Below are 11,267 nucleotides of genomic sequence, written 5' to 3'. Positions count from 1 at the left end.
AAGTTTGTTTCAGTTTTGTCAAGCACATTTGTCGAAACCGCCATATTAAGTGGCGGTTTCGCAATATACGATTTCCCCTAATTTTGGTACACATAGTTGCTCGCTTGGAAAGTTGCGCCGTTCCCATTCGGTATATAGACGATCTAGCGCTTCTTTTGGTGTATCGTCAGCGAGTGGAAATGTACCGTAATGCATCGGAATAAATGTTTTTGCACGGCAATCGACAAATGCTTGTACAGCTTCTTCTGGTGTCACATGTTGAGGCCCCATAAACCATTCTGGTTCATATGCCCCAATAGGCAACAACGCATAATCGATATGGAAACGCTCCCCAATTGCGCGAAACCCGCGAAAATATCCACTATCCCCAGCGAAATAAAACGTTGGTTTTTCTTTTGCGTCAATGATCCACCCGCCCCAATGGGATGTATTCGTATCAAATAGTGTCCGCTTTGACCAGTGTTGTGCAGGAACGAACGTAAACGAAACATTTTGTTCGACAACGGTGTCCCACCAACAGCATTCCACGACACGCTTAAACCCCCTTTTCAGAAAGGATGGACGTAACCCGCTTGGAACGAGGATGAGAGGGTTTCCTTTTAGCTGTTTTATGCTTGAGAAATGTAAATGGTCATAGTGGCTATGAGAAATTAGTATGACATCAACAGGAGGTACATCATAAATCGGAATGGCCGGATCAGTTAGTCTGCGAATCGTTCCTAATCGTTTTGCCCAAACCGGATCTGTAACGATGGTTAAGCCATTTATTTGAATAATAAATGTTGCGTGCCCTATCCATGTGAGCAACGTTTGCTTTTTATTTGTATGCAGCAAAGAAGGGTCAATATATTCACGGGGCAAAGTATATGACCAATCTTTCTTTTTTTGTCTTCTTTCCGCATACCAACGCCGTAAATCAGCAAATGTTTTTGTTGTGTATACCCCATCTAAATTTTCATATCGTTTTCCCATTTTCTTCTCCTCCAATATGGGTGTTTCATTTGAGCATTCAGTATATATAAGTATACACGATGATTTCTTTAATTTTTTTGTTCGTATGAAAATGTTTCTCTTGACAATGAGAAAATGAAGCAAGTCATCCGCAAAACATCCGCATCTTGTCGTAGTGAAGTTTAAAATATATCAGAGCCAAAGAAAAAATTGTTAAATATGTGTTGAACGAGGGGGAAGAAACTGGGCATAACATATGCTCAGTTCTATTTTTTATTGTTCACATATTAACTATAATGGATAATATGAAGCGAAAGAAGATGACATGGCCGCGTCATAATGGATCATATATGAATACATTATAGTAAAAAAATGATTGGGGAGAAGAAAGGTGGAAGATGTTGTACTTCAACATGCGGAACAGTTGAAGCATTGGGAAGAAAAACAAGAAGAGATTTTACAAGAATTAATTCAAAACCAACAAAAAATTCATCAGCAAAACGATTTATATTATAACGAAAAAGAAGAGGCGCGCATTATTGAACGATATTATGAGCATATTCATGATCAAACGGACGGAACGTTTTTATTTCGAGCATATCACGATTTAATCAAGCGGACACATATACGCCGCATCCCTTATTTTCTAAGCAAAGATTACTATTTGTACACATGGGTTGATTTGCAGCCGGATGGAACAGTAAAAAGTATTTATTCAGGAAAAAAGAAAGATCCGCGCACGGTTATTTTACAAGACTATGAGACGATTCAAAAGCGATATGAACAATTTATTCAACTTGTGAAAAAAGCAAAAAAGGGTGAACTCGATCTTGAACAAAAGATGAAAATGGTCGATCGACAATTCAAATTTAATGCCGAGCATGTCGTTCCGCAATCTTGGTTTGGGGCGAAAGAGCCGATGAAAGGAGATTTGCATCACTTATTCGTTTGTGAACCACGTTGTAATTCGATCCGTTCGAATTTTCCTTATGCAGATTTTCCATTTTATGAACCAGAGTCCCCTTATGAAATGGTTCAAAATGACTGTGGAGTAGCATACGGAGAATATTTTGAGCCTGAACACGGAAAAGGGGCGGTGGCGCGAGCGATGTTGTATTTCCTCGTTCGTTATCCGCGAGCGATCAAACAACCGTTTATTGATCAAATAAACATTTCGTTGCTTATTCAATGGCATAAACAGTTTCCTGTTACAATGTATGAAAAACATCGTAACGCGGCTATTTTTCGTATTCAAGGAAATCGCAATCCGTTCATAGATAAACCGCATCTTGTTGAACAGATTTATTTTTTGATTGGACGTAAAAGTGGTTAGGCGTTCGCACACATCCCCCTCTTTTTCATATGCTGTATTACAGTTTATGAAAAGGGGAAGAGAACGATGGGTGTGGAGTTAACAGCGTTACATTGGATTTACGTCTCGTTTATTTGTATCATTATCGCGTTAATGATTTGGCGTAAAGATACATCGTTAGCTTGTATGATTGGCATCTTTTTGTTAGCGATGACAGCGACAGGCTCTTTGCCACTTTCTATTAGCACGATTTTTAAAAGTTTCATTTACGCAATCACCGAACTTCTTCCGACCATTCTTGTCATATCTATTATCGTATCAATGAGTAAGCTTCTGACGATCACAGGAATGAATGAAGTGATGATTGCGCCGTTTGCGAAATTGATTCGCACCCCAACGTTAGCTTATTGGACGATCGGGATATTAATGATGGTTATCTCGTGGTTTTTCTGGCCATCACCTGCTGTAGCGTTGCTTGGAGCGGTGTTGTTACCGGTCGCTGTTCGTGTAGGATTACCTGCGTTAGGGGTAGCGATGGCGATGAATTTATTCGGACATGGCATTGCGCTATCAGGTGATTTTATTATTCAAGGGGCACCGAAATTAACAGCAGATGCGGCAGGTATTCCTGTTTCCGAAGTCATTTCCGCAAGCATTCCGCTCGTCTTTGTGATGGGAATAGTCACAGTGACAACCGCGTTTTTCTTGTTGCGTCGCGATATGGAAAGAGGGAACATTCAACAAGGCGAAGCGGTTGCTATCGCTGAAAATGAAGTACAGTCTCATTTATTAACAAAACGAATGAAAGTTACGTTTGCATTTCTTATTCCGATTTTATTTGGCCTAGACGTTGTAGCGATGTATTATTTTCAATTGCAAGGCGGAGATGCAACTGCGTTAATTGGTGGAACAGCTATTTTCATTTTATCTCTCTTATCAGTCGTCGCATATAAAAAGAAAAGTTTAGAACAAATTACAGACTTGTTCATTCAAGGATTTCAATTTGGGTTTAAAGTGTTCGGTCCGGTCATCCCAATTGCAGCATTCTTTTATTTAGGAGATTCAGGATTTCAAACGATTATCGGTGATTTTTTACCAAAACAGTCGCATGGCATTGTGAATGACTTAGGTGTTGCTTTATCGAATATCGTTCCATTAAGTAAAGAAGTTGGAGCTGTGACATTAGCTGGGGTAGGAGCCATTACAGGCTTGGATGGCTCGGGATTTTCAGGTATTTCCCTTGTCGGCTCCATTGCAAAATTGTTTGCAGCAGCAATTGGAACGGGGATTGCGACATTGACAGCACTTGGTCAAATCGCAGCAATTTGGGTTGGGGGAGGAACATTAGTGCCTTGGGCGCTCATTCCAGCAGCTGCCATTTGTGGTGTCAGCCCATTTGAATTAGCAAGACGAAATGTTGTGCCAGTTATTGTCGGGTTAACTGTAACGACAGTGGTTGCGATGTTTCTTATTTAGTTATAAAGAGTGTCTCCAACGAGGCACTCTTTTTTCTATGTTATAAAAAGTAACGTATAAATAAAAAATTTTCAAAAAAAATGTTGCATTTCTATCTCTTTGTGTAATATATTATAACCATAAATGTTATAAAAAATGACATAAAGGAGAGATGAGAATGAATGAAGTACAGTTGAGTTTGGCGCTTGATTCACTTTGGGTCATGTTAGGTGCCATTTTAGTCATTGGAATGCAAGTCGGATTTGCTTTGTTAGAAGCGGGTTCGACACGAATGAAAAATGCTGGCCATGTCGCCGGAAAACAAATATTAAGTTTTGCGATTGCCTCACTTGCATTTTGGGCGGCAGGTTTCGCCATTACATTTGGAAAAGGAAATGGGTTCATTGGCACAGAAGGATGGTTTTTAAAAGAAGGAACAGAAACGTTCTCCTCACTTTCATGGGCGAATGTACCGCTTGAATTAAAATTTTTATTCCAACTGGCTTTTGTTGGTGTATCTTTAGCGATTGCGTGGGGAGGATTCGCTGAACGAGCGAAATTATCTGTTTACTTTATTTTCGGGACGATTTTTACCGTCGCTATTTACCCTGTGATCGGTCATTGGGTATGGGGAGGTGGCTGGCTCGGAGAAATGGGAATGCAAGACTTTGCGGGTTCAACAGTTGTTCATTTACAAGGAGCCATTGCCGCATTAGTCGCAACGCTGTTACTAGGACCACGAATTGGAAAATTCAACAAAGATGGGACGCCGAACTACATTCCAGGGCATAACCAAGTATATACCGTTATCGGTGGCTTCGTCTTATGGGTTGGTTGGTTTGGATTTAATGCAGGGAGTACAATGGGGACAGCAGATGGATTTTTTGGTTATGTAGCTTTAACAACAAATATTGCAGCAGCAGCCGGAGCGATCGCTTCTATTTTGACAGCAAAATGGCTTGTTGGGAAAGCGGATATTCCTGCGATGGTCAACGGTGTATTAGCCGCACTCGTTGCGATTACAGCAGCATGTGCATTCGTTGAGCCGTGGGCGGCGGCGGTCATTGGGGCTGTTGCTGGATCATTTACATTTTGGACGTCTGTATATTTTGAACGAAAAGGTATTGACGATCCGATTTACGCATTTTCTGTTCATGGCATAGCCGGCATTGTTGGGACGATTTCAACTGGCTTTTTCGCTTCGCCACGCCTTGTGGAAAAAACAGGGATTGGAAAACCGGGGTTATTTTATGGCGGAGGAGTGGATCAGCTTCTTGTTCAAACGATTGGTGTTTTAGGTGCAGCGGTGTATGTGGCTATTGTTTCGTTTATGATCTTATATGTTTTGAAAAAGACGATCGGCTTACGTGTGACACCTGATCAAGAAATTTCTGGCCTTGATATTAGTGAGCATGGTTCATATGGGTATCCAGAGCATTTAGACCCAAATTATCAACAGCCACCAACCGCTGTTTCATCTCGTTCGTTATGAAAATGGTGATCGTATGAATGCTTTGGACACCATTGTCGCTCGGACGGAACAATGTAGCGATACGACACAACTAAAGCAACTTCATGATGAAGTTGCTTTTCTCCTCTCTTCTCTTTCATTTTCTTTTTATAGCATATTTGATGTATACGATGCGCTTTGTATGTGCCACGATGCGCTCATGAAACAAGCGTTGCTGTTAGCTGAACGAGAAGTTGATCGGCAAGGAATCGGCAAAAAACCTTCTTCTTTTTGTTGGTTTGTGATGGGGAGCAGTGGGCGAAAGGAACCGACCGTTTGGACTGATCAAGATAACGGAGTGATTTTTTCATGTTTGCATAGCGAAAAAGACGATTGTTATATATATATGCGTGAGTATGCACGTATCGGCGTTCTTTTTTTGAACGAAATTGGTTATCCGTATTGTCCTGGTTATGTGATGGCAACAAACGAAAGATGGTTGAAAGAAGTTGGAGAATGGCATGAACAAATTGAAAAATATGTAACAAACGAACATATAGATGATATTCGCTATTTATCTATGTTAGCTGATATGCGTCCAATTTATGGAGAATATGCACTTGCTAATCAGCTGAAAACGACATTATATAAAAAGATTGCGGCGACTGTTTCTTTGCGCAGCCGCATGATTGATAGCGTTCGTATTCCTTTTGTGCCGATTGGGCCTTTTGGACGGGTGTACGTCGAACGTTGGGGGGAGAACAGCGGCATGCTTGATATAAAACAAGGAGGATATGTTCAGCTCAATCATGTGTTGAAATGGGTTGCTGTTCAAAAACAATTTGTTCATGCTTATTCAACATTTGAGCGGTTAACGCGTTGGTATGATGAACATGGCTGCTCGCAACAACAATTTGAACGTATTGAAAAAGCGCTTCAGACGTTTTTGTATTTTCGCTTACGATGTTCGTTAGAAGGAAGTCATTTAGCAATACGACATTTATCGAAGGAAGAGAAAAGACGATTAAAAAACGCGATGACGGTAGCGAAAAAAATGCAACGTGATGTAAGGAAGTGGGTGTAATTGATGGAGCGACCGTTTCAATGGATTAACCGCGTATTATCGCTTGGGCTTCGGTATGATCAAGCCACAGCGGTCGGTCCAGCTTTTCAGCAAGAGGCATGGATTCGAAAAATGATGAAAGAAGCAAAGAAACATACGTATGCGCTCGAAACACCACTTTCTGACGTGACATTTATTTTATTAGATACAGAGACGACAGGTTTTTCGCCTCAAAGAGGGGATGAAATTTTTTCACTTGCAGCTTTAAAAACAAAAAAAGGTGAAGCGTTTGACTTGTATTGTTCTCACTTTCGCCCAAAGCGTCCGATTCCAGAGCATATTGTCGCACTGACGGGCATAACAAATGACGATGTGGCATGTGCCCCTTCGCTTGAAGAGGAGATTCATTATATTCTTTCTTTTTTGAAGGGCAGTATTTTAATCGGTTATCATATTCAGCACGACGTTGCATTTTTAAATGAATTTTTATCGCGTAACTATCGTATAGTTTTGCAACAAACCGCGATCGAAATGAGGAGAATAATGGAATGTATATATCATCATTCATTCCCAACACTTGATGATGCATTATCGTTTTACCATTTATCCCCTGTTGATCGTCATACAGCGAAAGGAGATGTTATGAGTTTATTTGAAGTTTGGAAGCGGGTTTTTGTAGACTTGCAACGGTTGAAAATCGACACGCTACATGATTTATATGCGTTACTTAGTCAACGTTCATAAATGAATGTTGACTTTTTTTTCGGAAAATTATACAATTTCATTAACTTATATGAACATATATTCATATATTGAAAGAAAGGGGATCTATATGGAAGAATTATATGAGCCGTTAGATGAGGAGTAACTATTCATCCCGATAGTAGTATGTAAAGGAGCGCAACACAAATAAGGCATCCCCGTAATAGAAAATGCCCTAAGTGGTAGAAAGAACACGATCGAGCGTTTCGCCTGTCAACAGAAGACATAACGAATCCCACACGTTTTTTTCGTGTTTCGTCAGTGTGGAAATGATGCTTCTTGTGATGCAAAAAGACTGGGCGAATGTTTCTTCGCGAAATGTACCCGAAATGTTCTCTTTGACTTTAACCATGCGAAGATCGCGTTCGGCTTGGTTGTTGTCAAAGGGAACATGCACTTCACGTAAGAAACGCAACGCTTCTTCCTTTCGTTTTTGAAGGCGTCGAACAAAAGCGAGGGCTTTTTTCGGAAGAGGCGTCGCCGTTTCCAATCGGTGTTGTGCTCTTTCTAGGATGCGATCATACACTCGTTCCCATCGTTTCGCTTCTTCTTCGGAAAGCGCACCGTGATGAGCTTCGACGGCCTGTTTGGCGGCTAACAGAAACGTCGTCATGCGCGATGCCCATGTATGCCCCTGTTCGATGAATCCTTTTAACTCACGCAAATGGTGGGCATGACAAAGGGCATGGGTGGCATGTGTGTATTTCGGATACGTACCGAACGCATCGTGCATCATCGTCCCTTCATATCGCGGAAGAATCCCGATATCATCGGTCGCTTTTTTTCCACGAGAAGCGTGAGGAGCCACGTACGTATATTTCGATGTGCACGCGACATGCACCCATGCGAGTTTCCCCTTGATGCGCAAACTCGTTTCATCGACATGCAGGATGTTGGATTCAAGTAAGGCGTCTTCGATGATGTCCATATTTGATTCCAGCGCTTCGCGTCCTCGTTTCACCATATTGGCAAGGGTTCCTGTACTGATTGAGTGTTGATATAACGCTTCGATTGTATCACTTAAACGCTTGTAAGGGATCAATTGGATATGATGCAAATAAACAACGAGCGCCGTGAGCCGTGGACCGTATTGCACATGATTCGTGACATGGGCTGGGAATTCGGCTTGTTGAACACATCGACAATGTGGACACGATTTCACTTCACGTTCATGTTGTGTCACCTCGATCGCCACAGGAGGGACATCAAACACTTGACGGATATCGACTTTGAACGGTTTGACTTCACGCAAAGAAGCCCCACATCCTTGACACGTATGCACACGGTGGACGACACGATGATGCGGATGTTCCACTTGACGGAGCGTCGTTCCTTGATGTCCTTCTTGTCCGCCTGGCTTGTTGCCAGATGGCTTGCGAGAAGAACGTGTGTTGGCAAAACGGTCAGAAGATGGGGGCAAATGGCTATTGGAGCTGTTCTTTTTCGTGCGTGCTTCCAGCTCTTGAACGCGATACTTCAGTTGTTCATTTTCTTTGCGTAGTTGTTTGATTTCGTGACGCAAATGTTCATTTTCTTGAACGAGTTGATGAATGAGCTGTTTTTGTTGTTGAACTTTGCCGATTAAGTTCTCTACTGTAAATACAGCTTGTTGTACCGTCAACATGCGATTCACCTCCTTGTCTATCAATATTCACATCATAGACAGGAAAAGCAAAAAATATTCAGCTCACTTGATCATGTGGCTGAATAGTTACGATGAGGAAACGCTTTTCATTGTATCACAAACGTTTAAAGCGTTAAGTGATCCGACACGTATTCGCATTTTACATTTACTTTCATCGGGTGAATGTTCAGTAACAGAGATCGCAAATCGACTGTCGCTTCTACAATCGACCGTATCTCATCAGCTCCGCTTTTTAAAAAATTTACGCCTTGTGAAATATCGAAGGGAAGGAACGACGTTATATTATTCGTATGACGATGAACATGTGTTGCACATTCTTGAACAAACGATACGCCACGCGCGTGACCATTAGGGGTGAGTAAAGTGAAGGAGTATCAAGTGAAAGGATTGACATGCGCAAATTGTGCGCGAGCATTAGAAGAACAAATTCAGTCGCTTCCATATGGAGAAGGAGCGACGTTAAGCTACAGTAGCGGAAAATTGCGTGTGAATGAACGCATAGATTTAGAAAAAGTCCGTGCGATTTTGGCGACAGATGGGGCATATATGGCAGAAGATGAGCAGGCACAAAGAAAACGAAATCCTCTTCTTTATCTCGTTGGCACATCTATTTTCCTTTTTGTTATGGCACTTTTATTCGAACGATTTATCGGTAAAGAAGTCGTCATCATTTATATCATGGCGACAGCATTGAGCGGATATAAAACGTTTATCAAAGGGCTGAAAAATGTCGTTCGTTTTCGTTTCAACATGGATACGTTGATGACGATTGCACTTATCGGAGCATTTGGGATCGGGGAGTGGAAAGAAGCGACGGTTGTTGCCATTTTATTTGGCATAAACGAATATTTAGAAGGATTAGGCATGGAACGGGCGCGGCGATCGCTTGATATGTTGCTAAAACAAGTACCAAAAGAAGCGCTTGTCATATATAACGGGCAAACGCGTGCCGTTTCGGTTGATTCGTTACAAGTTGGAGATGTGGTGCTCGTTCGTCCCGGTGAAAAAATTCCATCAGACGGCGTTGTCATCCAAGGAAAAAGTTCAGTCAATGAAGCGGCGATTACAGGTGAATCGATGCCAATTGAAAAAGAAACAGGAATGAGTGTGTATGGTGGAAGTGTGAACAACGAAGGAGTGTTACACGTCCAAATTACAAAACAATATAAAGACAGTTCTTTATCTAAAATATTACATCTTGTGCAAGAAGCACAAGAAACAAAAACACCGCTTGAATTGTTTATTCATCGCTTTGCGAAATACTATACTCCATTCATTATGGTGATTTCGTTATTCGTGATGACGATCCCACCTTTAGCGTTTGGAGTACCTTGGCACGATGCATTATATCAAGGTTTAGCGGTTTTAATTGTTGGTTGTCCTTGCGCGCTTATTTTATCTTCTCCTATAGCTTTGTTAGCTGGTATGACGCGCAACGCGAAAAAAGGAGTGTTAGTGAAAGGAGGCGTTCATTTAGAGACGCTTGGTCGTGTCCGTACGATTGCTTTTGATAAAACAGGGACAATTACAAAAGGGAAGCCTCATGTCACGGATGTCATTGCATATATTGACGAAAATGAACTGCTTCGTATTGCCGCATCGTTAGAAAGCGTATCTTCCCATCCACTTGCGCGAGCGATTGTCCAAAAAGCACAGCAACATGATGTTTCATATGAACAACCCGAACAAATTGAGACGAGAACAGGAAGCGGAATAGAAGGGAAAATAGATGGGAAGCGCTATCGAATTGGAAATGAACGAATGTTTGATCAACAAGATCTGTCCGAGGAAATTCAAAAAGATGCGGAGAAGTTAAAAAGTGAAGGCCGGACGATCGTTTTTGTAGCGGATGAACAACATGTACTCGGCTTATTTGGCATTGCTGATGAAGTGCGCGAAGAGAGTCAAGCGGTGATAAAGCAACTGCATCGTATCGGTATTCGTCGTACAGTAATGTTAACAGGAGATCACGAAAAAACAGCGGAACAAGTAGCAAAGCAAGTAGGAGTGACAGATGTATTCGCTCAGCTTGTTCCTGAACAGAAAGTAGAAAAAATAAAACAGTTAATGAAGGACGATATCGTAGCAATGATAGGGGATGGAATGAACGACGCGCCAGCGCTTGCCCATGCGCATGTTGGAATTGCGATGGGGAAAGGGACAGATAGCGCAATCGAAACAGCGGATGTTGTTTTGATGCAAGATCATCTAGGGAAATTGCCAGAAGCGATCGCGATCGCTCGACGAGTGAATCGCACGATTCGTTTCAATATTGCGGTAGCGCTCGCATTAAAAGCGATGGCGCTACTATTAACCATTCCAGGTTGGTTAACCCTATGGATCGCTATTTTATCCGATATGGGTGCAACGATTTTTGTTAGCGTACTAAGCTTATTAATTTTATGGGAGAAGCGCACAAAGTAACATTGTGCGCTTTTCTAAAAAAAGGATATTATTCAGAAATATTAGAGTATGAGTAAAATGTTTGTGGGAGAAAAAAAGACAGGTTCCTGATTTGGTATAATAAGGAACCTGTCAGATATGTAAGCAAAATAGATGAAAAACGGGCTCTCCTCCTGGTAAGGTAGTAAGTGCGAAAAAAATACAACCAAAGAAAGGAGTGGAGCCC

The 11,267-nt window shown here is 41.6% G+C and carries 9 protein-coding genes; 7 read left to right on the top strand and 2 right to left on the bottom strand.

Translation table 11 applies throughout. From position 1 onward, the window contains the following. Positions 1-45: 45 nt before the first annotated feature. Entirely contained in the window at positions 46-972 is a 927-nt protein-coding gene (locus EKC99_RS10890; protein WP_163151863.1) for an MBL fold metallo-hydrolase, read from the bottom strand. A 370-nt stretch (positions 973-1,342) separates the two neighbouring features. Between EKC99_RS10890 and EKC99_RS10885 the strand changes: the two genes are divergently transcribed. The 5 genes from EKC99_RS10885 to EKC99_RS10865 all read left to right on the top strand — a co-directional run bounded on the left by EKC99_RS10885 (position 1,343) and on the right by EKC99_RS10865 (position 6,975). Continuing rightward, positions 1,343-2,284, top strand: coding sequence for an endonuclease I family protein (locus EKC99_RS10885; RefSeq protein ID WP_240468852.1), 942 nt, complete (start codon positions 1,343-1,345; stop codon positions 2,282-2,284). Positions 2,285-2,350: 66 nt separating this feature from the next. Continuing rightward, complete coding sequence (locus EKC99_RS10880; protein ID WP_163151859.1) at positions 2,351-3,739, top strand: hypothetical protein; 1,389 nt, start codon at positions 2,351-2,353, stop codon at positions 3,737-3,739. Between the two features lie 157 nt (positions 3,740-3,896). Next, entirely contained in the window at positions 3,897-5,210 is a 1,314-nt protein-coding gene (locus EKC99_RS10875) for an ammonium transporter (RefSeq protein ID WP_035067291.1), read from the top strand. Positions 5,211-5,223: 13 nt separating this feature from the next. Continuing rightward, positions 5,224-6,252 (top strand): DUF294 nucleotidyltransferase-like domain-containing protein, encoded by a 1,029-nt coding sequence (locus EKC99_RS10870; protein WP_163151857.1) that lies wholly within the window; start codon positions 5,224-5,226, stop codon positions 6,250-6,252. A gap of 3 nt (positions 6,253-6,255) precedes the next feature. Then, positions 6,256-6,975 carry an exonuclease domain-containing protein gene (locus EKC99_RS10865; RefSeq protein ID WP_163151855.1) on the top strand — a complete coding sequence of 240 codons (720 nt, stop codon included), beginning with the start codon at positions 6,256-6,258 and terminating at the stop codon, positions 6,973-6,975. Positions 6,976-7,168: 193 nt separating this feature from the next. Here EKC99_RS10865 and tnpC read toward each other — a convergent pair whose 3' ends face one another. Then, entirely contained in the window at positions 7,169-8,617 is a 1,449-nt protein-coding gene (tnpC, locus tag EKC99_RS10860) for an IS66 family transposase (protein ID WP_163151853.1), read from the bottom strand. Between the two features lie 73 nt (positions 8,618-8,690). On the opposite strand from tnpC, the gene EKC99_RS10855 reads away from it, so the two are divergent. Then, positions 8,691-8,990 carry an ArsR/SmtB family transcription factor gene (locus tag EKC99_RS10855; protein ID WP_163151852.1) on the top strand — a complete coding sequence of 100 codons (300 nt, stop codon included), beginning with the start codon at positions 8,691-8,693 and terminating at the stop codon, positions 8,988-8,990. Between the two features lie 11 nt (positions 8,991-9,001). After that, on the top strand, positions 9,002-11,062 hold the full coding sequence (locus EKC99_RS10850) for a heavy metal translocating P-type ATPase (RefSeq protein ID WP_163151850.1): 2,061 nt from the start codon (positions 9,002-9,004) through the stop codon (positions 11,060-11,062). The last annotated feature ends 205 nt before the right edge of the window (positions 11,063-11,267 follow it).

The sequence above is a fragment of the Anoxybacillus sp. MB8 genome, assembly GCF_011006755.1.
Lineage (GTDB): Bacteria > Bacillota > Bacilli > Bacillales > Anoxybacillaceae > Anoxybacillus > Anoxybacillus gonensis.
Note: the sequence above shows the minus strand (reverse complement) of the source record. Positions and strands in the feature narration are given on the sequence as shown.

What these genes read in the sequence shown, in the direction of transcription:
- EKC99_RS10890 (WP_163151863.1), bottom strand. Translation starts at nt 972, where the DNA reads ATGGGAAAACGATATGAAAATTTAGATGGGGTATACACAACAAAAACA.
- EKC99_RS10880 (WP_163151859.1), top strand. Translation starts at nt 2,351, where the DNA reads ATGGGTGTGGAGTTAACAGCGTTACATTGGATTTACGTCTCGTTTATT.
- EKC99_RS10875 (WP_035067291.1), top strand. Translation starts at nt 3,897, where the DNA reads ATGAATGAAGTACAGTTGAGTTTGGCGCTTGATTCACTTTGGGTCATG.
- EKC99_RS10870 (WP_163151857.1), top strand. Translation starts at nt 5,224, where the DNA reads ATGAATGCTTTGGACACCATTGTCGCTCGGACGGAACAATGTAGCGAT.
- EKC99_RS10865 (WP_163151855.1), top strand. Translation starts at nt 6,256, where the DNA reads ATGGAGCGACCGTTTCAATGGATTAACCGCGTATTATCGCTTGGGCTT.
- tnpC (WP_163151853.1), bottom strand. Translation starts at nt 8,617, where the DNA reads ATGTTGACGGTACAACAAGCTGTATTTACAGTAGAGAACTTAATCGGC.
- EKC99_RS10855 (WP_163151852.1), top strand. Translation starts at nt 8,691, where the DNA reads ATGTGGCTGAATAGTTACGATGAGGAAACGCTTTTCATTGTATCACAA.